We start from the raw sequence: 22282 nt of genomic DNA, 5'->3' as shown, positions 1-22282 counted from the left end.
CAGGAGGGACAGGGGATCTACACCGTGGAACTATATCTGAAGGTTCGTCTGGCTGTTTCGGAAGGGATGACGCAGCGTCAGGCGGCGAAGCATTTCAACATATCGCGCGACAGCGTGGCGAAGATGGTGTCGTATTCGACGCCACCCGGTTACCAGCGGCGATCACCGATCCGGCGTCCGAAGCTGGATGCGTTTGTTTCGACGATCGAGCATTGGCTCGACGAGGACCTGAAGGTGCCGCGCAAGCAGCGGCATACGGCCAGGCGGGTATTTGACCGCCTGCGCGACGAGTGCGGGTTCACCGGCGGCTACACGATCATCAAGGACTACATGCGCGAGCGGGATCAGCGCCGGCAGGAAGTGTTCGTGCCACTTGCCCATCCGCCGGGCCACGCGCAGGCCGATTTCGGCGAGGCGATGGTGGTGATCGGCGGTGTGGAACAGAAGGCCCGCTTCTTCGTGCTGGATCTTCCGCATAGTGATGGCTGCTATGTTCGGGCCTATCCGGCGGCGGTGGCCGAGGCCTGGGTGGACGGTCACATCCATGGATTTGCCTTCTTCGGGGGCGTGCCGCAGTCGATCGTCTACGACAACGACCGTTGCCTGGTCGCAAAGATCCTGCCCGACGGTACACGCAAGCGGGCGGTGTTGTTCAGCGGCTTCCTGTCCCACTACCTGATCCGGGATCGCTATGGGCGGCCGGGAAAGGGCAATGACAAAGGGAATGTCGAGGGCCTTGTGGGCTACGCCCGGCGCAACTTCATGGTGCCGATCCCGCAGTTTGCGACATGGGATGCGTTCAACGCCTTTCTGGAGGAGCAGTGCCGCAAACGCCAGCGCGACAGGCTGCGCGGCGAGAGCGAGACGATCGGCGAGCGCCTGCAGCGGGATCTGGCGGCCATGCGTCCATTGCCGACATCACCCTTCGATGCCTGCGATCAGGCCAGCACCAGCGTAACGGCCCAGTCCCTGGTGCGATACAAGACCAACGACTATTCCGTGCCGGTCGCCTACGGTCATCAGGACGTCTGGGTGCGGGGCTATGTCGACGAGGTGGTGATCGGCTGCCGTGGCGAGATCATTGCTCGCCATCCGCGGTGCTGGGATCGGGAAGACGTCGTCTTCGACCCTATCCACTACCTGCCGCTGATCGAGCAGAAGATCAATTCCCTGGATCAGGCCGCCCCTCTGCAAGGCTGGGACCTGCCGGAAGAGTTCGCTACGCTGCGCCGGCTGATGGAAGGCCGCATGGCCAAGCATGGTCGGCGGGAATACGTTCAGGTTCTGCGCCTGCTGGAGAGCTTCGAGCTCGCCGACCTGCATGCGGCGGTGAAGCAGGCAATCCAGCTCGGCGCAATCGGATTCGATGCGGTCAAGCATCTGATCCTGTGCCGGGTCGAGCGACGGCCACCTCGACTGGACCTGGCGATCTATCCCTACCTGCCGAGGGCGACGGTCGAGAAGACCTCGGCGAAAGCCTACATGCGGCTTTTGTCGTCTGATGCGGGAGAAGCGGCATGAGCACCGAAGCACCCGAGATACTGCTTGCCCACTATCTCAAGACCCTGAAGCTGCCGACCTTCCAGCGCGAGTATCAGAAGCTGGCCCGGTTATGCGCCACCGAGGGCGTCGACCACATCGACTACCTGTTCCGGCTTGCCGAACGGGAGATGATCGAACGCGATCGCCGCAAGGTCGAACGCCGGATCAAGGCGGCCAAATTCCCTGTCGTCAAAAGCCTCGACAGCTTCGACTTCACAGCCATCCCCAAGCTGAACAAGATGCAAGTGCTGGAGCTGGCACGTTGCGAGTGGATCGACCGCCGCGAGAACGTGATCGCTCTCGGCCCCAGCGGCACGGGCAAGACGCATGTCGCACTCGGCCTCGGACTGGCGGCCTGCCAGAAGGGGCTGTCCGTCGGCTTCACCACGGCCGCCGCCCTGGTCAGTGAGATGATGGAGGCGCGTGACGAGCGGCGTCTGCTCCGTTTCCAAAAGCAGATGGCAGCCTACAAGCTGCTGATCATCGATGAGCTGGGCTTCGTGCCGCTGTCCAAGACCGGCGCGGAATTGTTGTTCGAGTTGATCTCCCAGCGTTACGAGCGCGGTGCGACCATGATCACCAGCAATCTGCCTTTCGACGAATGGACGGAAACCCTGGGGTCCGAGCGTCTGACCGGCGCCCTGCTCGATCGCATCACCCACCACGTCAACATCCTCGAGATGAACGGCGACAGCTACCGTCTCGCCCAAAGCCGCGCCCGAAAGGCCGGCTGACGCCTTCTCTGAAAATCGCCGCGGGCGCCGGGGACCCCCCCTCGGGCTACGCCCTCCCGGCGGTCTCAGGCGCGCGCCAAGGTGGCCGACTTTTGCTCCGCCCCGTGGCCGGTTTTTACTCCGCCGTTGACAATCTGCTTCTGGAACCGAAGCAGACGCCGCTCATCACGCGCCTCCATCATCTCACTGACCAGGGCGGCGGCCGTCGTGAAGCCGACGGACAAGCCTTTCTGGCATGCGGCCAGGCCGAGGCCGAGAGCCACATGCGTCTTACCCGTGCCGCTGGGGCCCAGGGCGATGACGTTCTCGCGGCGCTCGATCCATTCGCATCGGGCCAGTTCCAGCACCTGCATCTTGTTCAGCTTAGGTATGGCGGTAAAGTCGAAGCTATCCAAGCTTTTGACGACCGGGAATTTGGCCGCCTTGATCCGGCGTTCGACCTTGCGGCGATCGCGTTCGATCATCTCCCGCTCGGCAAGCCGGAAGAGATATCCGACATGATCGACACCTTCAGTGGCACATAGCCGGGCCAGCTTCTGGTACTCCCGCTGGAAGGTCGGCAGCTTCAGGGTCTTGAGATAATGGGCGAGCAGGATCTCTGGTGCTTCGGTGCTCATGCCGCTTCTCCCGCATCAGACGACAGGAGGCGCATATACGCTTTTACCGAGGTCTTCTCGACCGTCGCCCTTGGCAGGTAGGGATAGATCGCCAGGTCCAATCGCGGCGGCCGGCGCTCGACCCGGCACAGGATCAGATGCTTGACCGCATCGAAGCCGATCGCACCGAGCTGTATCGCCTGCTTCACCGCTGCATGTAGATCGGGAAGGTCGAAGTTTTCCAGGAGACGGAGAACCTGCACATATTCCCGCCGCCCATGCTTGGCCATGCGGCCTTCCATCAGCCGGCGCAGCGTCGCGAACTCCTCCGGCAGGTCCCAGCCCTGGAGTGGCGCTGCCTGATCCAGCGCATTGATCTTCTGCTCGATCAGCGGCAGGTAATGGATGGGATCGAAGACGACGTCTTCGCGTTCCCAGCATCGCGGATGACGCGCGATAATCTCGCCGCGGCAGCCGATTACCACCTCATTGACATAGCCCCGAACCCAGACGTCCTGATGGCCGTAGGCGACCGGCACGGAATAGTCGTTCGTCTTGTAGCGCACCAGCGACTGGGCAGTCACAACAGCGCTGGCCTGATCGCAGGCATCAAACGACGACGCCGGCAAGGGACGCATGGCCGCAAGATCGCGCTGCAGCCGTTCTCCGATCGTCTCGCTCTCGCCCCGCAGCTTGTCGCGCTGGCGTTTGCGGCACTGCTCTTCCAGAAAAGCGTTGAACGCATCCCATGTCGGGAACTGTGGGATCGGTACCATGAAGTTGCGACGGGCATAGCCCACGAGACCCTCGACATTCCCCTTGTCGTTGCCTTTCCCCGGACGACCGTAGCGATCCCGGATCAGATAGTGGGACAGAAAGCCGCTGAACAGCGCTGCCCGCTTGCGTGTGCCGTCCGACAGGATCTTCGCCACAAGGCAGCGGTCGTTGTCATAGACGATCGACCGCGGTACGGCCCCGAAGAACGCGAACGCATGGATGTGGCCATCGACCCAGGCTTCGGCCACCGCCGCCGGATAGGCCCGCACATAGCACCCGTCGCTATGCGGCAGATCGAGCACAAAGAAGCGCGCCTTCTGCTCCACGCCGCCAATCACGACCGTCGCCTCACCGAAGTCCGCCTGCGCATGGCCGGGCGGATGCGACAGCGGCACGAACACCTCCTGGCGGCGCTGATCACGCTCGCGCATATAATCCTTGATGATCGTGTAGCCGCCGGTGAACCCGCATTCGTCGCGCAGGCGGTCGAACACCCGCTTGGCCGTATGGCGCTGCTTGCGCGGCACCTTCAGGTCTTCATCGAGCCAATGGTCGATCGTCGAAACGAATGCATCCAGCTTCGGACGCCGGATCGGTGATCGCCGCTGATAGCCGGGCGGCGTCGAATAGGCCACCATCTTGGCCACGCTGTCGCGCGATATGTTGAAATGCTTAGCTGCCTGGCGCTTCGTCATTCCTTCTGAAACAGCCAGCCGAACCCTCAGATAAAGTTCCACGGTGTAGATCCCCTGTCCCCCCTGCACTCGTTGCAGAAAGGAAATAGGTGGCCGGATTTTACTCCGCCCGCAGCAGCATTATGCCGCCGCTACCGTGGCCGACTTTTGCACCGCCGCTCTCAGCGAGGGCAACTTCGCCAGGATGATGTCAGGCGCAACCGCACCGCAAACGCGGCGTATGCTGCAATCTGCATTCAACCGGTCGTCCAGTTGGCCGATGGTGCTACTCGCGCAATCCCGCGTCGGGCGTGAGGGCCTGAATCTGCATGAGGCCTGTCGCACAGTGATTCTACTGCACGCGGAGTGGAATCCCGGCATTGTCGAGCAGCAGATTGGGCGTGTGGATCGCAAGAACAGTCTTTGGCTTCGCGAATGGCGGAAATGGAGGGATCATGGTGATGGTCTCCCGCCCCGCATTCGGGTTCACCCTGTTGTCGTCAGTGGCACATACGACGATCACAACTGGCAGGTTCTCAAGGCGCGTTGGCTGGAACTGAGGGCGCAGTTGCATGGCGATGTCCTGCGTCCCGTTCCAGGTCGGTCAGAGGTGATAGATGACAAACGAACCTGCGCTGACCGCGTTCGGCGCGCAGTGCCGGATTTTTCGCCGCCGCTCTCAGCTTGCGATATCAGCTCGCTGGATTGATCGCCTGAAGCGTCACCAACGTGCCTTGCCGCCCTTCTAGAATCCCGCGCGCATCTTCAAGCCGGCCTATTCCAGCAATCCCGCCCGCGTTCGCAAAATCGCACGCCGCTTCGACTTTCGGTCGCATGGACCCGGCCGCGAACATATCGCTGGTCAATTCGGCAGGCGTTACTTTGCGGATCGGCCGCCTATCCACCGTTCCCCACCCCTCATAAACGGCGTCCACGTCGGTCAGCATCAGGAAAGCGTCGGCCCCGAGCGCCCTGGCGAGAAGCCCGGCTGCTTTGTCCTTGTCGATCACCGCTTCCAGTCCCCGAAGCGTCCCATCGGCTTCGCGCATGACCGGGATACCTCCACCGCCGGCGCAGATGACAGTGACGCCAGCCTCCACAAGGAGCCTGATCGTCTCGATCTGGGTAATATGCTGAGGTAGTGGTGACGGGACGACCCGGCGCCAGCGGCCCTGCGCTTCTTCTACCATCGGCCAGCCATATGCCTCTTTCGCCTTTAGCGCCTCGTTCTGCGTGTAGACCGGACCTATCGGCTTTTCCGCGCGAGCGAAGGCGGGATCGTCCCGGTCCACCTCGATCTGGGTCAGCAGTGTCGCGATCCTTGAACCCGCAGGCATCGCATTGGTCAGCTCCTGCTCGACCAGATAGCCGATCATGCCGACGCTCTCTGCACCCAGGACATCGAGCGGATAGGGGTCGACGTCTTTGTAGGCCGCCGCCTGCAAGGCGAGGAGACCGACCTGTGGTCCGTTTCCATGGGCGACCACGATGTCATGGTCGCGCGCCAGATCGGCCATCGCTGCGGCCGCCTTGCGAACGTTGGTGCGTTGCGCATCGGCCGTCATTGGCTCGCCGCGCTTGAGGAGCGCATTACCGCCCAGTGCTATCACGACCCTCATGTCACGACCCCAAGGTTGCGACCAGCAGGGCCTTGATCGTGTGCATTCGGTTTTCCGCCTGGTCGAAGACGATGGACGCTTCGGACTCGAAGACCTCTTCGGTCACTTCCATGCTGTCGATGCCGTATTGCTGGAAGATCTTCTCGCCGACCTCGGTCTCGCGATTGTGGAACGCGGGCAGGCAGTGCATGAATTTCGCATGCGGATTGCCCGTCGCCGCCATGATGCCAGCGGTGACACGATAGGGTGTGAGCAGTTCAATGCGTTCCTTCCAGACCGAGTCCGGCTCCCCCATTGACACCCACACATCGGTGTAGACGAAATCGCAGCCGTTGACGGCCTCGTAAGGATCTTCGGTCAGGGCGATCTTCGCACCGGTCCTGGCTGCGATCTCCTGGCACTGACGCACCAAATGGTCCTCAGGCCAGCAGGCTTTCGGCGCGCCGAGGCGCACATCCATGCCGATCTGCGCGGCGCCTGCCAGCAGCGAGTTGCCCATGTTGTTTCCGGCGTCACCGAGGAAGGCGAAACTTACCTGGGACAGGTGCTTGCGCGTGTATTCCCGCATGGTCAGGAAATCGGCGAGAATCTGCGTCGGATGGAACTCGTCGGTCAGTCCGTTGTAGACCGGAACGCCGGCATAGGCCGCCAAGGTTTCCGCCTGTTCCTGTCCGAAGCCGCGATACTCGATGCCGTCATACATCCGCCCGAGAACGCGGGCGGTATCCTTCATCGACTCCTTCTTGCCGATCTGGGTGCCGGTTGGCCCGAGATAGGTAACGTGGGCGCCCTGGTCATAGGCGGCCACCTCGAAACCCGTGCGTGTGCGCGTCGAATCCTTCTCGAAGATCAGCGCGACGTTCTTGCCTTTCAGGCGTTGCTCCTCGTAGCCGCCATATTTCGCCTGCTTGAGCGAAGCTGACAGTTTGAGCAGGAAACGGATCTCGTCCGGCGTGAAATCGAGCAGCTTCAGGACACTGCGACCTCTCAGGTTAACGGGCATGATAGACCTCCTTTAAACCGGATCCCGGATGAGGGGGCACGTCATGCAATGACCGCCACCCCTGCCGCGGCCGAGTTCGGCGCCCGGCACGGTGATGACCTCTACGCCTGCCTTGCGCAGTTGGGTGTTGGTGTAGGTGTTGCGGTCGTAAGCGACGACGACGCCAGGCTCGAGCGCCACGACGTTGTTGCCGTCATCCCATTGCTCGCGTTCAGCGACATAGGCATCGCCGCCCGTCTCGACCACGCGCAACTGCTTCAGCCCCAGCACCTCGGCCGCGACCTCTACGAGCGGCCGCTCTTCCTTGCGTACATCGATCGTGCCTTCGCGCTCGCCCGGACGAATGGAATAGGGCTCGATCTTGTGGGCGACATCCGCAAACAGCGTCACGAGATCGCGGTCGCAGAAGCTGAAGACGGTGTCGAGGTGCATGGAGGCGCGCTCGATAGGCAGTTTGCAGGCGATCACTCTTTCCGCGCCGCCCTGTGCGAACAGCGACCGCGCGAGCTGACCGACGGCCTGTGGTGTCGTCCGCTCGCCCATGCCCACAAGAACCGTTCCGTTGCCGATCGGCATGACGTCGCCCCCCTCGAGAGTGGCAAGGCCGTGGTCCTTGTCGGGATCGCCCCACCAGACCGGGAAGCCCATGTCGCGGAAATCCGGGTGGAAGCGATAGATGGCGGCGATGTTGACGGTCTCGAGCTTGCGCGCGTTCCAGCGCATCGGATTGAGCGTGACGCCGCCATAGATCCAGCAGGTCGTGTCACGGGTAAAGAGGTGATTGGGAAGCGGCGGCAGGACAAAATCCTCCGGCCGCAGCGTTTCGGCGAGAAGGCCGGCGCTTTTGATCGGTAACTCCGTCTTGCTCAGTCCGCCCAGCAGGATCAGGGAAAGGGCGTCCGCCTCGATCTCCATCAGATGCGCCCTGAGATCATCGGCGAAGCCGACGCCAACCGTGTCGTCATTGACCCGCCGTTCAAGAAGCCATCGGCGAGCCTCGGGAATCTGTAGCGTTTCTACCAGCATCTCGCGCAGAAACACGACCTCGACGCCGCGATGGCGCATGGCGTCCACGAAGGTCAGATGCTCGACGCGGGCCTGCTTGACCCAGATGACGTCGTCGAAGAGCAGTTCGTGGCAATTCGACGGGGTGAGCCGGGCAAGCGCTGCCCCAGGTCGATGGACCAGAACGCGCCGAAGCTTGCCGACCTCGGAATGGACTCCGTAGGCGTGGGGCATGACAATCTCCTTCAGACGATGATGGCGGCGATGCTGAGGCTCGCCATGATGATGACGGTGAGGATCACGAGAAGCGGCCACATGAAGCGCAGCCACCGTTCGTATGGGATGCGACCTATGGCGAGCGCACCCATGACCACGGCGAAGGTCGGATTAATGAGATTCACGATGCCATTCGCCGACTGATAGGCAGTGACCACCAGATCGCGGCCCACGCCGGCAAAATCGGCGACCGGGGCCATGATCGGCATCGACAGGACTGCAAGACCCGACGACGACGGCACGAAGAACGACAGCAGGATCTGAAGCCAGTACATCACGTTGATAAAGGCGACCTTGCCGAGGCCTGCGACCGAACCTTCGGCCCAATGCAGTATGGTGTCGGTAATCTTGCCCTCATCCATGATGACAACGATGCCGCGCGCCAGACCTATGATCAGGGCAACACCGAGAAGGTCGCGTGCTCCGTTAACGAAGGCATCCGTGAAGTTCTTCTCACCCGTTCGCGCAATGACGCCTATGACAATGGCGGAGGCGAGGAAGAGACCGCTCATCTCGCCCATCCACCAGCCGCCCTTGAGCACACCCCAGATCATCACCACGAAGGTGATGCCGAAGACCGCAAGCACGACCTTGTGTACCAGGGTGAAGTCGATCGTCCCCTCGTGATGAGCGCTGAGGAAAAGCTTCTCGTTGTCGGCTTTCATGTCGTAGACGAGCGATTTGCTCGGATCGAGCCGAACCCGTTCCGCATAGCGCATGACGTAGGCAACGCAGGCGAGCCAGCTCAGCCCGAGAATGACGACGCGCAAAACCAGCCCTTGCGTGAACGGCACGCCGGCCGCGTCAGAGGCGATAACGGTGGCAAATGCGTTGACCGTGGACCCCAAGACACCAACGCCTGCTCCAAGGAGGATGATGGCGACGGCGGTAACCGCGTCATATCGCGCGGCGATCATAATCGGGATCAGCAGCATATAGAAAGCGAGCGTTTCTTCGGCCATTCCATAGGTGGTGCCGCCGAAGGCAAACAGCGCCATCAGGAACGGGATCATCCACTTTTCCCGTCCCTTGAGCTTGGCCATAGCGCGCTCGATTCCGGCATTTATCGCGCCTGTCGAGGTGACGACCCCGATGAACCCGCCAATCACCAGGACGAAAAGAGCGACATCGATGGCGTTTGCGGTGCCGGCTGCGGGGTCGTAGAACCCGCGGATTGGCGCCATGATGATGTCGACTATCCCCTGCGGCGCCGGCTCAGCGACCGCATAGGTCCCGGCGACGGGCACTTGCTTGTTCAGGGCCGCATTCTGAACACGGTCGTACTGCCCGGCCGGTATGATCCATGTGAGTGCGGCGACTAGAACGATCAAGCCAAAGAGGATGGTGAATGCGGTTGGGAACTGAAAACGTCGTTCCTCCGGTGCTTCAGAAACAGTGCTCATACCCCCTCCCAGGAAATAGTTGACAAGCTAAGCTGGCATCTGACCGCAAGCGAATGCTCCGGAACAGAGAAAGGCTTCTCCATCGAGCCAAAGTGACCATTGCTTATTTTCTAGGCCAGGGAATTGATCTGAGTCAACAGATGATGACTAGTAGAATTCAACGCTATGGCACTTTCCCGAAGGCTGATTCCTGGGCTGTTGTGTTCAACCAAAGCGTCGGTCAACGATCTCGCGCTGCATTGTCTGCTTGCTGACCGAATTCTGGGAAAGGAGCCGCGCTTCGATATCCGGCGCAGTCAGGTAAGGTATACCGGATGCCAAGCGTAGATATCGATCAACATCGGTTTGGGCGAAGACAATATCAAGTCGGTTTGCCGGAGAAGCTCGCACCCGGTATGCCCTCGATGACACATTTCACGGCCCGGAGTTGAAGATCTGTCAAATGTACTCCGGTGACCGCGACCGTCCCGCCGTGCACGTCGATCTTCAGCCTTTCCGGATCAAATCCGAGGTCATTGCGGATACGCGCCGAAGCTGCAAGCCTGATACCTTCGTCTCCACGCGCAATGTGTTCGATACCCGAAAAGGAGGTCGCCTTTAAAAGGTCGCGGCGGCTGACGATCCCGATAACCGCACGGTCGGACGTTACCGGAATACGCTTGATGTTGCGGCTCAGCATCATCTCGGTCACCGTCGCCAAGGAGGTGGTATCAGCTACTGTCACAACTTCCGGGGACATGACATCACCAACGCGCCAGCTGTTGCAATGAATGTAATTTTTAAGATCGTTCTCATCGGTCATCGGATGGTCCTGCCGATCGAGCAAAGACCTTCCGATCTCCTTGCGGGACATCAGATCGCCTTCCGTAATGATCCCAACGAGCTTTCCGTCGCTATCCGTCACCGGCAGACCGCTGACGCCACGCTCCAGCATGACTGAAACAGCGTGACGCACATGAGCATCCACACTGATCGTGGCAACGTCCCGCGTCATGATGTCGGATGTGATCATGTCTAACCCCTTTTCAAAAACCGCAGCGCCAAACTGATCAGGCTGCCTTGCCTGTCATGTCGAGAACCACACGGCCGTCGACGCGGCCGGCTTTCAGCTCCTGAAATATCCGGTTGATGTCCTCAAGCGGCGCCGGCGTGACCTGAGCCTTGATTTTGCCTTCGGCAAAAAAGGCGATGGCCTCGTCAAGATCCCGGCGCGTGCCGACGATTGAGCCCCGCACGGTTATGCGCTTCAGGACGACATCGAAAATAGGGGTCGCGAATTCGCCTGGCGGCAATCCGACCAAAGCAACGGTGCCTTTTCGTCGAACGAGCTGGAGCGCCTGCGAGAACGCCGGAGGCGATACCGCGGTGACGAGCACTCCGTGTGCTCCGCCGCCTGTTGCTTCGAGGGCCTCGGCGATGGCGTCCGGGGACCGCGCGTCAAGCGCCAGATCGGCTCCGGTTCTTCTGGCCAATGTGAGCTTCTCAGACGCCAAATCCAGTGCAACGACCTTCAGTCCCATTGCTTTGGCGTATTGGATGGCTACCTGGCCCAGGCCGCCGATGCCGGAGATTGCGACCCATTGCCCGGGTCGCGCTTCGGTTTCCTTGAGCCCTTTGTAAGTCGTGACCCCGGCGCAGAGAATAGGCGCGACCGCCGCGAAATCAACGTCGTCAGGCAGTCTTGCGGCGAATGCAGCATTGGCAATCGCGTATTCCGCGAAGCCTCCATCGCAGCTGTAGCCCGTATTGTGTTGATGCTTGCAAAGCGTCTCCCAGCCGGTTTCGCAATGTTCGCACCGCATGCAGGCGTCATGGAGCCATGCGATGCCGACGGCATCGCCGATTACAAAGTCCGTGACACCTGGACCGAGTGCCGCGACGGTGCCTGCTACCTCATGGCCGGGAATGAAGGGCAGGGATGGCTTGACCGGCCAGTCGCCGGAGGCGGCATGCAGATCGGTGTGGCACACGCCACAGGCGGCCACTTTCACCAGCAGTTCGCCCGGGCCGGGTACGGGTATCGGAACGTTTTCGATCAACAGTGGCTTTCCGAATTCATGAACAATTGCAGCTTTCATAAGTCCTTGCATGACGACAAACCTCCCGTTCGAATAAATCGCTGCTGTATTTCGATCGATTACCTGGATAAGGCTGCGCGGATCACCGCGGCCTCACTTATTGCAAGAAGGTTCGGAAGCGGCGGAGCGCAAACACAAAGAGCGCCGCGCCGATCAGCACGAGAGCCAGCAGCTGTGGCCAGACCACATCTATGCCCGCGCCGCGAAACAGGATCGATTGCGCAAGGATCACGAAGTGGGTGTTTGGCGCTGCGAGCATGATGTCCTGAATGACCTGTGGCATGCTTTCGCGCGGCGTGACACCACCCGACAGGACCTGAAGCGGAAGCAGGACCAGCATCAGCAGAAGGCCGAACTGCGGCATCGAGCCTGCGATGGTGGCGAGGAAAATTCCCATGCATGTGGTGGCGATGAGCTGCAACGCGGCGCCTGCCAGAAAAAGTCCGACAGAGCCCTGGATCGGCACCTGAAGAATCCCCTGCACGACGAACACGATCGACACGGCTGAGGCAACAAGCACGACCAGCCCCATCGACCAGATCTTACTCAGCATGATCTCGGTCGGCGTCACCGGCATCACGAGAAGATGCTCGATGGTGCCATGCTCGCGTTCACGTATGAGCGCCGCGCCCGTGAGCACGATCGAAAGCATCGTGATCGACGAGATCACATTGGAAATGGCGCCGAACCAACCCTTGTTGAGCTCCTGGTTGAAGCGAGAACGCAGAGCGAGATCCACAGGAACCTCGGTGGTTCCCCGGTAGCGGTTGAGATATTCGCTGACTTCGCTGGAGACGATGGACTGGATATAGCCGCCGCCGCTGAAGGCCTGCGACATGCGGGTGGCGTCGACATTGAGCTGGATCGTCGGCGTTCGACCGGCAAGCAGATCACGCTGGAAATTCGGGGGAATGTCGAGGGCGAAGGTGTCGAGCCCCGCATCCATGCGACTGTCCATCTCATGCTGCGATATGATCTTGGGAATGGAAAAGTAAGGCGGATAGAACGCGGTCAGGATGCGGGAGGAGACCGGCGACTGGTCTTCGTCGACGATGGCGATGGCAGCCTTGTTGAGCGTCTCGGGCATCGAGGTCGATGCCGTGTAGATCGACAGGGTGAAGGCATAGAGGATAAGGACGACAAGCATAGGGTCCCGGGCGAGACCGCGCAGTTCCTTGACGCCGAGTTGAACGATATTGGCCAAGCGCATGGATCACCCCGCCTGTTTCTTGAGGAGCGCCGCGCTGCTGGCGAGAAGAACCGGGACAGCGATCAGGAGCGGGATGAAGGACGCCGCGAGATCGCTGAACTCTAGCGCTTTGGAGAACGTACCGCGTGCGATCGTGACGAAGTAGGTCGCCGGATAGATCTGTCCGATAAATGCGCCGGCCCCCTCCAGCGAGGAGACCGGATCGATCATTCCGGAATACTGGACGGCCGGAATGAGTGTGATCAACGCGGTCCCGAAGATCGCAGCAATCTGGCTGTTCATGAAGGTGGAAATGAGAAGTCCCAGCCCGGTCGCCGCCGTGACGTAGAGAAGTGCAGCACCGGTCAGCGTCAGGAAGCTGCCTGTCACCGGCACCTGGAACACGAAGATCGCGAAGGCCGTCAACATGAAGAAGTTGAGCATGGCAAGCGCGATATAGGGTAACTGCTTGCCGAGGAGGAACTCCACCCGAGTGACGGGCGTCACGTAGAAATTGATGATAGAGCCGAGTTCCTTTTCGCGCACGACGCTCAGAACGGCGAGCATGGCGGGGATCATCATCAACAGCATCGGGATGACGGCCGGCACCATGGCCTTGAGGCTCTCGACGCTCGGATTGTAGCGGTATCGAAGGGCGATCTGGAAGGTGCCGGTGGTTGCCGCGTCGCCATAGAGTTCACGTGCCTTCTGGGTGAGCCATGTCTGATGCATGCCTTGCACATAACCCCGCACAGTCTCGGCCCGCGAAGGCATTGCACCGTCGATCCAGGCGCCGATTTCGACCTTGGTGCCCCGCGCGACATCGCGCCCGAAGCCTGGCGGGATCTCCAGTGCGAGGCTGAGTTCGCCATTGCGCATGCGTCGATCGAGGTCGTTGTAATCGACGATCGGCGCCTTCTCCGTGAAATAGCGGGATCCGGCGATCTGGAGTGTGTAGTCGCGGCTGATCGTGGTGTCGTCCCGGTCGAGCACGGCAAAGGACAGGTTCTCGATATCCATGTTGATGCCGAAGCCCACGACGAACATCAAAATGACGCTGCCGAAAATGGCGAGCGTCGCGCGGATCGGATCCCGGCGCAGTTCGAGCGATTCCCGCCGCGTATAGGCGAGCATACGGCGTAGGTTGAAAGTCGAGCTGGCGGATGAAGCCGGCGGGGGCGCGGCGGCTTCATCCGCCTCTTCACGCTGCGCGATTGGGGCGGACGCTGGTGAAGTCTTGTCGCCGATAGCCTCCTCCAGATAGGAAATGAAGGCTTCCTCCAGCGTCCCAGCTGAACGCTTTTCGATGATGCCGCGTGGCGTGTCGCTGACAAGCACTTTGCCGGCATGCATGAGTGAAATCCGGTCGCAAAGCTCGGCTTCGTTCATGAAATGGGTCGAAACGAAGATCGTCACGCCATCCTTGCGCGACAGGTCGGAGAGGATCTGCCAGAACCCGTCGCGCGCCACCGGATCGACGCCCGATGTGGGTTCGTCCAGGATCAGAATGTCGGGCGCGTGGATCATCGCCACGGCGAGCGACAATCTCTGCCGGATGCCGAGCGGCAACGCATCCGGCAACGTATCCATGATCTCATCGAGGTCGAAACGTTCGGCCATGTCCGCAATGCGCGTCGGAATTTTATCGGGCGGCAGGTTGAAGAGCCTGGCGTGCAAGTCGAGGTTCTGGCGGACCGTAAGCTCGGTGTAGAGCGAGAAGGCTTGGCTCATATAGCCGACCTTCCGCCTTACCTCGATATCTTTCGGATCGACCTCGTGGCCGAACAGCTTTGCGGTTCCCTCGCTCGCCGGCAGGAGGCCGGTGAGCATCTTCATGGTCGTGGTCTTGCCGCAGCCGTTCGAGCCGAGGAACCCGAAGATTTCGCCGCGCGGAATCTGGAAGCTGACATTGTCGACGGCGGTGAAGTCGCCGAAACGCATGGTCAGGTGTTCGGCTTCGATGGCGAAGTCCGACCCTCCCTCATCGGATCGGGGCGGTATGACCACCTCGTGGTGACCGGAACGCCTTTCTTCAGGAAGAAGGGCGACGAAGGCGGCATCGAGATTGGCCGCTCCGGTGCGGGCGAGCAACTCCTGCGGCGTACCCGTGGCAAGGATCTTGCCGTCATCCATGGCAACCAGCCAATCGAAGCGCTGCGCCTCTTCCATATAGGCGGTCGCGACGACGACGCTCATCGACGGGCGGTCGCGGCGGATATCGTCGATCAGCTCCCAGAATTGCCTGCGTGACAGGGGATCCACGCCTGTCGTCGGTTCGTCGAGGATCAGCAGATCCGGGTCGTGGATCAGGGCGCAGCAAAGTCCGACCTTCTGCTTCATACCGCCCGACAGTTTGCCGGCCGGGCGGTCGGGGAAGGGGGCCAACCCGGTACGCCGGAGCAGGTCGTCGATGCGGAGTTCACGCTCGCGCTTGTCCTGGCCGAACAGGCGCGCGAAAAACTCGATGTTCTCGAACACCGACAGTGTCGGGTAGAGGTTCTTTCCGAGACCCTGGGGCATGTAAGCGATCTGCGGGCAGGTCCGGTCGCGGTGCTTCTTGTCGGCGATGTCGCCGCCTAGCACATCAATATGGCCGTCCTGGATCTTGTGGGCGCCCGCAATCAGGCTGAGCAGACTGGATTTTCCGACGCCGTCCGGGCCTATCAGCCCGACCATGATGCCGGCGGGAATGTCGAGGCCAACAGTATCGAGCGCGCGCGTCTTGCCGTAAGACAGGCTGACATCCTTGATTTTTACGACGGCGGAAGGAGATTCCTGCGCGTCGTGCTCTCCTTCCGACAAGCGTCTCATTTCACCAGGGCCTCGGTGAGGTGCGCAGGCCATTCGGCATCCTGCGCGATGCGGACATATGCCATCCCCGGGAGCCCCGTCTTGACGTACTGAATATGCTCGCGCAGCAGTTCCGGCGATATTTTCGCCCTGATGCGGAACATCAGCTTCTGACGCTCCTCCTCTGTCTCGACCGTTTTCGGTGTGAACTGTGCGACGTCCGCCACGAAGCTTGCCGTGGCGGGGATGACGTACTGAGGGGCGGCGTCGAGAACGAGACGAACCTCGGATCCCATCTGAATGCGGCCCGCTTGCTCGGTTGGCAGGAAGAAAGTCATGTAAACGTCGCTCAGGTCGACAATGTTGAGGACGCGGCCTCCCGACGACAGCACTTCGCCCGGCTGGGCTACGCGGTACTGTACGCGCCCTTCGCGGGGTGATCTCAGCGTGCTGTCATTGATATCCGCAACGATGCTTTCGATGGCCGCCTGGGCGGCCACGACAGAAGCTTCTGCATCAGTGATCTGGGCCTTGGCGGCACCGATGGCAGCATCGGAGGCGGAAAGTGAAGCCTTCGCAGCCGCGACGGCTGCCCGTGCTCTCTGTGCCGATGCCCTGTCGTCATCAAGTGTTTGCAGCGATGTCGTATTGGTTCTGATCAGTTGCTCGGTGCGTGCGAGTTTCCGCTCGGCAGCATCCTGCTCGGCTTCGTGTTGGCCGATCACCGCAGCGGCAGCTTCACGCTCCGCCTCGCGCTGCGACAGAAGGCTTCTTGCCGTATCGACGCTGATGACGGCGCGCTGCAGCGAGGCTTCTGCCTGTTTTTTCTGCGCCTCCAGCTGCTGTGTGTCCATGGTAGCGAGCACCTGACCGGCGCTCACGAATGCGCCTTCCTCGACCAGGATCTCCTTGATCCGGCCCGCGGTCTTCGTGGAGATATCGATTTCCGTGGCCTCGATCCGACCGTTTCCGCCGGCGATCCCGGCCGGCAGCCCCGATGCATCATAAATGCGCAAGCCGTAATAGGCTCCGGCGACCACGGCAATGACGACGATCGCGACTATCCAGTTCTTGAGCGATTTCACGCGCGGACCTCCCCTTGCGGAGCGGCCGCACGAGCGTACCGCGGATGGCTATGGAGACTATCTGAGGTCATCATGCGAAATTTCATTGTCATGGAAAAGACCCTGTGTTGGTCACGGAAAGCGGCGCTCGGGTAAACACGAGACGGTCCCGCTTCCTTTCCCGGGTGCGAACGAGCGATTGATTGCGCGCGATAATCGAGAGAGCGTGGAAGTCGGGTGAGAATGAGCCGTCGCGGCGCTCTGCTGCCTTCGCACGGCCTGCAACTAATCTGCCTTGTGGTCTCGAGATTCAAACCTAATAGAAAGCTCGTCGTAGACGGGTTTTTTTGCACGTTCTTCATGGCTCACCAGAGTGTTTGCGTGAAGAACTGCTACTCGCCCCAGCCTCATCAACGCTTGTCTTGAAATCGCGAGCATATCATCACTCGATGACTAGGGTCAGGACCCATTGATTTGAATTGACGGCTATGATTCAGACGGGCGGATAGGAGCCCGACTGATGAGTAATTTGTTCTGGCTGACGGAGGAGCAAATGGCCCGTCTTCAGCCCTATTTCCCCAAGAGCCATGGCCGCCAGCGTGTCGATGATCGGCGTGTTCTGAGCGGCATCATTTTCGTCAATCGCAACGGCCTCCGGTGGTGTGATGCGCCGAGGGAATATGGTCCGGCGAAGACCTTGTATAACCGCTGGAAACGCTGGAGCGACAAGGGCATCTTTATCCAGATGATGGAGGGCCTGGCTGTGCCTGAAGCTGCAGAGCACAAGACCATCATGATCGATGCGACCTATCTCAAGGCCCACCGCACAGCTTCCAGCCTGCGGGTAAAAAAGGGGGTGCGGGCCGCCTGATTGGACGCACGAAAGGCGGCATGAACACCAAGCTTCATGCCGTCACGGATGCGAATGGTCGCCCGGTCAGCTTCTTCATTACGGCCGGTCAGATCAGCGATTACACCGGTGCTGCCGCCTTGCTTGATGAACTTCCCAAGGCCAAATGGCTACTGGCCGACCGTGGCTATGATGCCGACTGGTATCGTGACGCTTTACAGGCGAAGGGGATCACCCCCTGCATTCCGGGGCGGAAGTCCCGCAACAAAACCATCAAATACGACAAACGCCGCTACAAACGGCGCAACCGGATCGAGATCATGTTCGGGCGTCTCAAAGACTGGCGGCGTGTCGCTACGCGCTACGACAGATGCCCAATGGTCTTCCTCTCCGCCATCGCTCTCGCTGCAACCGTTATCTTCTGGCTCTGATCAATGAGTCCTGACCCTAGAATGTCAACGGTGGACGCCGATTTGTCGTGAGCGGATGGTTCGGGAGTAGTCGGCCAAGGAAGAGGTCTGCCGGGCGATGTCGCTGATCACGGCCTCCCGTTTCAGTTCCTGTAGCGGACGATCTGTCCGGATGACCCCGAGATCATGGAGATAGTCGGGAAGATAGCCCGAGAAAAGGATGCGCCAGTCCGTGGGAATGCGCGGCTCCAGAAGCTGTGCCAGCTGGAAGATCACCGTCGTGCAGTTGGTCGTGATCGTGTGGTAGAATCGTGGTTCGGCGGCCAGTTCATTCGCCTTTCCGAGATAGGACAGGAACAGCGCCCTGGCCTGCTCGGGTGTCACCTCGAGAGGGAAAAGGGAAACCTCCTCCTTGCGGATATTGGTGCGCAAGCGGACGATGTCGTTCTCCTCTGCCGCGATCATGACCAGTTCGAACTCGCGGAAAAATCCGCCGATTTCGGAAAACGACTCATGCTCTTCCCGCCGGATCTCGGCAGAGAACACCAGATGCCGGCCGTCGGAAAAGCCGAAGCTGATCAGGGTGTGCGCGATGGCGGGGTTCGCCCATACGGAGCTGATCAGATCAACTTGGCCGATTTCGTTAAGGTCGTAGCGGCGCGTCTCCCAGCGCGGCATGAAGTCCTCGGCGCTACGCCATTCGAAGTTCCGGACGTTGCGGAGCGTCACCTGCGATCCGCTGATTTCGCCGGTCACGCCATGAGCCACATCGGCCGCCCAGTTGCGATCATTCAATGGCGTGATCGAACTCCACCAGACCGCGATGATGAAGACTTCGAGGACGAGCAGGAGCCAGGGCGACAGCCGCCGGCGCCTTCCAACGACAAGGATGGCGAGCGCTGCCGCCGCAGCGGCTGCTAGGGAGGGCCAGGTGAATGGTGGCTCAACCTGATGCCAGATCGCCAGCATCCTCCAGATCGATACCGACATGACGGCGAGGGCCAGCAAGGCACGGCCGACACGCGAGCGTGAGCGGCTTTCGGTCGTGAGGGCGAGGTCTGGCCTGACGCGGTCGCTCATTGTCTCTCCATGGCACGCGCCCTCCCAAAGGTGGCGAAAGAAACTCAAGCGGGTGACTGTGGTCGCCGCCTCAGCGCAAAGGCAAAAATGATCATGGCCAAGCCGTTGAAAAGGAGATCGAACGCCAGCAGCGCCCCGATCAGCCACAGGCTATTGACAGGCCATCCGGCAATCACGATCGCCCCGGCGACGAATGCAATAATACCCGCCGGCACTAGCCAGCCCCATCCTTGCGCGGGTCGCAACGCAAAGCCGGTAACGATACGCATAGCGCCCGCCGTGATGATGCTCAGAGAAAAAAGCAGCGTCAGGATCGTCGAGGCGAGAAGCGGGTTGGCAAATGCGAACAGACCGGCGACGATGTAAAAGGCACCGATCAGCAGCCAGCCGGCGAACTGTCTCCAACCTTTGACGTTGAAGGCGCAGATGACCTGCACGGAGCCTCCGACGAGCATCATCGCACCGACGAAGAAAACTGGCCGTGAGGACATTGGCGAGCGCCAGTACTCCAACTGCCGCAAGGGCGATGCCTGCGCCGCTCAGCACCTCCCATCTCGATCGCAGACGTTCGAGATCGTCCCGAGTGAGCTTCAATGAGTTCAATGCTGCCATGCAGCTCTCCTTATGTCTGTGCGGCGCAGAGCGATTCGCGATCGCCGCACCCAAGCCGTAAACCCCGGATGCAAAACGGTTGAAATTCTATATAAAACAAAGTAAACGAAACCGTATCGTTTAACTAGCCAGCTCGTCAAGGAGCGGCATCTGAAGGAATGTTCCGTCTCCGGAGGCATTCCCTGCCAATCCCTGTTCATAAGGCAACGTAGCAAAAAGCGCTTCAATGACGCCGACCGACAAGATCAATCATGCGCGTGTGGCGAGCCACCACGGCGGACGGCCGACACCGGCGGAGTCTGAACGCATATCGGCCCGGATCATGGCGGCTGCGCGCAAGCTGTTCCTGCGAGACGGGTTTGCGCAGACGAGCATGGACGCGATCGCCGCGGAAATTGGAATTTCCAAGCGGACTCTTTATTCGCGCCATCCAGGCAAGGCCGCACTTTTCGAAGCGATTGTCCTCGATGTTGTAAACACGGGCCTATCGAATATCGTCACGGAGCAGTTGTCGGGCAAGACTCCGCGGGACAAGCTGCTGGCTTTGTCGTTGCGCATTCTAGAAGTAGCGACTGATCCGCTCATCATTTCCCTGGAAAGAGTTGTTGTTGGCGAGTCGTGGCAGTTTCCGAAGTTGGCGAGTCTCGTCGGCCAGTATGGAATGCCGCCGATCCGCGAGGAGGTAATGGCCGTGCTGCGCGACCACGGTGCAAGTGAACCCGGTCTGGCCCGTGATGCGGAGATATTCCTGTCCATCACGATGATACCGCAACTGCGGCAGGCCGTTCTTCAGCGGACGCCGCCGGGGATCGCGGGGATAGACCGGGCCGCCCTTGAACGCACCATCGATATCTTCGTCCGAGGAATTGAGATGGAACTATGAGTGGCATCCACACGATCGGAAAACGCCGCGCAATAACACGCTGGCTGCCTGTTTCGGACTGTGCTTCCCGATCTCAGGACACAATGGTTCCGAGCAGAGCCACGGTTGAAGGCGTCACGCAGGTGGGTGCGCTGGGGGCGGCGACGAGACACGCGAGCATCGATGCCGACGTTGGTCTGGGGGACCACCTCGGGGCGGGGGCGATGCAAGCAGCGCAGACCGTCGGCGTAGCGGCGAGCGTGGCCGTCAGTGCGCCGATCACTGTTTTCGAATCGACTATGCGGCGCAGCATCGGCGAGCAGGTCGAAAGACTTGGCCGCGCGGCAGGTAACGCGCTCGGATCGGCAGTAAGCCGATGACCCGAGCCTCTTCTGCAAACGCATGGAATCGAAAGGCCACCACTGGAATGGGTTGTCTGCGCACGCTCAGGGATGGTCCCGCCAGAAATCAATCAATGGAAGTCCGCCGAAAAAGATGATTCAAGTTAGCCCCTTTCTATCTTTCACGATTGCGGTCCTGCTCCTCATCGTGGGCAAGATCTTGACGATGAACATCGCGGTGCTGCGAAAGTACTCGATACCGGAGCCTGTTGTCGGCGGCATTTTGTGCGCCTTGCTAGTGGCTTTGGCCTACTGGATTGCGGGCTGGAGAATCCAGTTCGAACTCGGCGTGCGTGACCACCTGCTACTGCTGTTCTTCGCCAGCATCGGTCTGAAGTCGGATACGGCCACCCTTTTGCAGGGCGGCAGGCCGCTCATCGTGCTGCTCGCGCTCGCAACCGCGTTCATGCTCATCCAGAACGTCACGGGGATGGGGATCGCCGCATTGTTCGGGCTCGATCCGAAGGCCGGCCTGATGGTCGGGTCCGTCTCGCTGACGGGCGGGGTCGGCACCACGGTCGCCTGGGCGCCGATCTTCGTCGGGGACCTCGGGATCGCCAACGCGATGGAGCTCGGCATCGCCAGCAACACGGTCGGGCTGATCGCGGCATGTGTGATCGGCGGCCCCATGGCCGCCCTGCTGATCCGCCGCAATGGAATCGTCACCTCGGGCGACGCAGATATCGACGTCGGCGCCGCCCATGAGGAGCCGGAGCCGAAGATGGACTATTTCTGCCTGCTCTGGGCGATCCTGGCGCTCAATGTCGCGGTCATGCTCGGCATGGCGCTCGACTCCCTGATCGCGCTGACGGGCTTCAGACTCCCGACCTTCGTCAGTTGCCTGCTGGCCGGCATTGCAATCCGCAATCTGATGCCGCTGGCAGCCGGGGCGGCCATCACCCGCATCTGGCCCGGCGTGCGACAAGGATTGTCGCTTCTGTCCGACCTCTCTCTCGGCCTGTTCCTGACGATGGCGCTGATGGGCCTGCAACTGTGGCAGTTGAGCGGCGTCTTCACCTTTGTCGTCGCCGCGCTCGCGGTGCAGATCGCGCTCACGATCGTCTACACGGTTTTCATCGTCTTTCCCGCCATGGGGCGTGACTACGAAGCGGCCGTGATATCTGCCAGCTTCGGAGGCATCACGCTCGGATCCACTGCCACTGCCATCGCCAACATGACGGCCGTCACCCAGCAATATGGCGCGGCGCACAGGGCCTTCATCGTCGTGCCGCTCGTCTGCGGCTTCTTCATCGACCTCGTCAATGCGGTCGTGATCGCCATATTCGCAGGATAGCGCCGGCTACGTTTCGTCCGAAC

General features: G+C 60.8%; 18 protein-coding genes and 1 pseudogene. 6 read left to right on the top strand and 13 right to left on the bottom strand.

Features of this window, described 5'->3' with window-relative positions:
* Nucleotides 1-24 precede the first annotated feature (24 nt).
* Together istA (MOE34_RS16605) and istB are read left to right on the top strand one after the other, a co-directional pair.
* A complete protein-coding gene (gene istA / locus MOE34_RS16605) occupies nucleotides 25-1521 on the top strand; it encodes an IS21 family transposase (protein ID WP_431522392.1) in 1497 nt (498 codons plus the stop codon).
* On the top strand, nucleotides 1518-2276 hold the full coding sequence (gene istB / locus MOE34_RS16600) for an IS21-like element helper ATPase IstB (protein WP_242218626.1): 759 nt from the start codon (nucleotides 1518-1520) through the stop codon (nucleotides 2274-2276). Before istA (MOE34_RS16605) ends, istB begins: the two co-directional genes overlap by 4 nt.
* A 131-nt stretch (nucleotides 2277-2407) precedes the next feature.
* On the opposite strand, the pseudogene MOE34_RS16595 reads toward istB, so the two are convergent.
* Both MOE34_RS16595 and istA (MOE34_RS16590) read right to left on the bottom strand, forming a co-directional pair.
* Nucleotides 2408-2893: pseudogene (locus MOE34_RS16595) on the bottom strand (ATP-binding protein); the annotation flags it as partial.
* Entirely contained in the window at nucleotides 2890-4386 is a 1497-nt protein-coding gene (istA, locus tag MOE34_RS16590; protein WP_431522391.1) for an IS21 family transposase, read from the bottom strand. The pseudogene MOE34_RS16595 and the gene istA (MOE34_RS16590), both read right to left, overlap by 4 nt.
* Before the next feature lie 142 nt (nucleotides 4387-4528).
* Between istA (MOE34_RS16590) and MOE34_RS16585 the strand changes: the two genes are divergently transcribed.
* Nucleotides 4529-5032 carry a helicase-related protein gene (locus MOE34_RS16585; protein WP_347342764.1) on the top strand — a complete coding sequence of 168 codons (504 nt, stop codon included), beginning with the start codon at nucleotides 4529-4531 and terminating at the stop codon, nucleotides 5030-5032.
* Here the strand turns inward: MOE34_RS16585 and arcC are convergent.
* The 9 genes from arcC to MOE34_RS16540 form a co-directional block, all read right to left on the bottom strand.
* Entirely contained in the window at nucleotides 5016-5942 is a 927-nt protein-coding gene (arcC, locus tag MOE34_RS16580; RefSeq protein WP_040672458.1) for a carbamate kinase, read from the bottom strand. The two genes, MOE34_RS16585 and arcC, sit on opposite strands and share 17 nt — an antisense overlap.
* A gap of 1 nt (nucleotide 5943) precedes the next feature.
* Nucleotides 5944-6945 (bottom strand): ornithine carbamoyltransferase, encoded by a 1002-nt coding sequence (gene argF / locus MOE34_RS16575; RefSeq protein WP_009450513.1) that lies wholly within the window; start codon nucleotides 6943-6945, stop codon nucleotides 5944-5946.
* A gap of 12 nt (nucleotides 6946-6957) precedes the next feature.
* Entirely contained in the window at nucleotides 6958-8184 is a 1227-nt protein-coding gene (arcA, locus tag MOE34_RS16570; RefSeq protein WP_009450512.1) for an arginine deiminase, read from the bottom strand.
* An 11-nt stretch (nucleotides 8185-8195) separates the two neighbouring features.
* Nucleotides 8196-9629 (bottom strand): YfcC family protein, encoded by a 1434-nt coding sequence (locus tag MOE34_RS16565; protein ID WP_009450511.1) that lies wholly within the window; start codon nucleotides 9627-9629, stop codon nucleotides 8196-8198.
* Between the two features lie 361 nt (nucleotides 9630-9990).
* Complete coding sequence (locus tag MOE34_RS16560; protein ID WP_009450508.1) at nucleotides 9991-10641, bottom strand: CBS domain-containing protein; 651 nt, start codon at nucleotides 10639-10641, stop codon at nucleotides 9991-9993.
* Nucleotides 10642-10678: 37 nt separating this feature from the next.
* Nucleotides 10679-11719: an alcohol dehydrogenase AdhP gene (gene adhP, locus MOE34_RS16555; RefSeq protein ID WP_040672457.1), complete on the bottom strand. Its 1041-nt coding sequence runs from the start codon at nucleotides 11717-11719 to the stop codon at nucleotides 10679-10681.
* Nucleotides 11720-11804: 85 nt separating this feature from the next.
* Nucleotides 11805-12917 (bottom strand): ABC transporter permease, encoded by a 1113-nt coding sequence (locus tag MOE34_RS16550; RefSeq protein WP_242218618.1) that lies wholly within the window; start codon nucleotides 12915-12917, stop codon nucleotides 11805-11807.
* 3 nt (nucleotides 12918-12920) lie between these two features.
* Entirely contained in the window at nucleotides 12921-15707 is a 2787-nt protein-coding gene (gene rbbA / locus MOE34_RS16545; RefSeq protein WP_242218617.1) for a ribosome-associated ATPase/putative transporter RbbA, read from the bottom strand.
* On the bottom strand, nucleotides 15704-16771 hold the full coding sequence (locus MOE34_RS16540) for an HlyD family secretion protein (RefSeq protein ID WP_242218615.1): 1068 nt from the start codon (nucleotides 16769-16771) through the stop codon (nucleotides 15704-15706). Before MOE34_RS16540 ends, rbbA begins: the two co-directional genes overlap by 4 nt.
* A gap of 499 nt (nucleotides 16772-17270) precedes the next feature.
* Between MOE34_RS16540 and MOE34_RS16535 the strand changes: the two genes are divergently transcribed.
* Nucleotides 17271-18031, top strand: a protein-coding gene (locus tag MOE34_RS16535; RefSeq protein ID WP_097142046.1) for an IS5 family transposase whose coding sequence is annotated in 2 segments (ribosomal slippage) — nucleotides 17271-17595 and nucleotides 17595-18031 — 762 coding nt in all. Because the reading frame shifts where the segments join, the coding sequence is not laid out codon by codon here.
* Nucleotides 18032-18055: 24 nt separating this feature from the next.
* Here the strand turns inward: MOE34_RS16535 and MOE34_RS16530 are convergent.
* Both MOE34_RS16530 and MOE34_RS16525 read right to left on the bottom strand, forming a co-directional pair.
* Nucleotides 18056-19090, bottom strand: a complete 1035-nt coding sequence (locus MOE34_RS16530; RefSeq protein WP_160787895.1) for an Lnb N-terminal periplasmic domain-containing protein — start codon at nucleotides 19088-19090, stop codon at nucleotides 18056-18058.
* Nucleotides 19091-19134: 44 nt separating this feature from the next.
* Complete coding sequence (locus MOE34_RS16525; protein WP_206366707.1) at nucleotides 19135-19527, bottom strand: HdeD family acid-resistance protein; 393 nt, start codon at nucleotides 19525-19527, stop codon at nucleotides 19135-19137.
* Nucleotides 19528-19928: 401 nt separating this feature from the next.
* Here MOE34_RS16525 and MOE34_RS16520 point away from each other — a divergent pair, with 401 nt between their 5' ends.
* Together MOE34_RS16520 and gltS are read left to right on the top strand one after the other, a co-directional pair.
* The gene (locus MOE34_RS16520) at nucleotides 19929-20585 is read left to right on the top strand and encodes a TetR/AcrR family transcriptional regulator (protein ID WP_009450501.1); all 657 of its coding nucleotides are present in this window, start codon (nucleotides 19929-19931) and stop codon (nucleotides 20583-20585) included.
* Nucleotides 20586-21062: 477 nt separating this feature from the next.
* A complete protein-coding gene (gene gltS, locus MOE34_RS16515) occupies nucleotides 21063-22259 on the top strand; it encodes a sodium/glutamate symporter (RefSeq protein ID WP_035224722.1) in 1197 nt (398 codons plus the stop codon).
* Nucleotides 22260-22282: the final 23 nt, after the last annotated feature.

This window comes from Shinella zoogloeoides, assembly GCF_022682305.1.
GTDB lineage: Bacteria > Pseudomonadota > Alphaproteobacteria > Rhizobiales > Rhizobiaceae > Shinella > Shinella zoogloeoides_B.
This window is presented reverse-complemented; position numbering and strand designations above follow the sequence as displayed.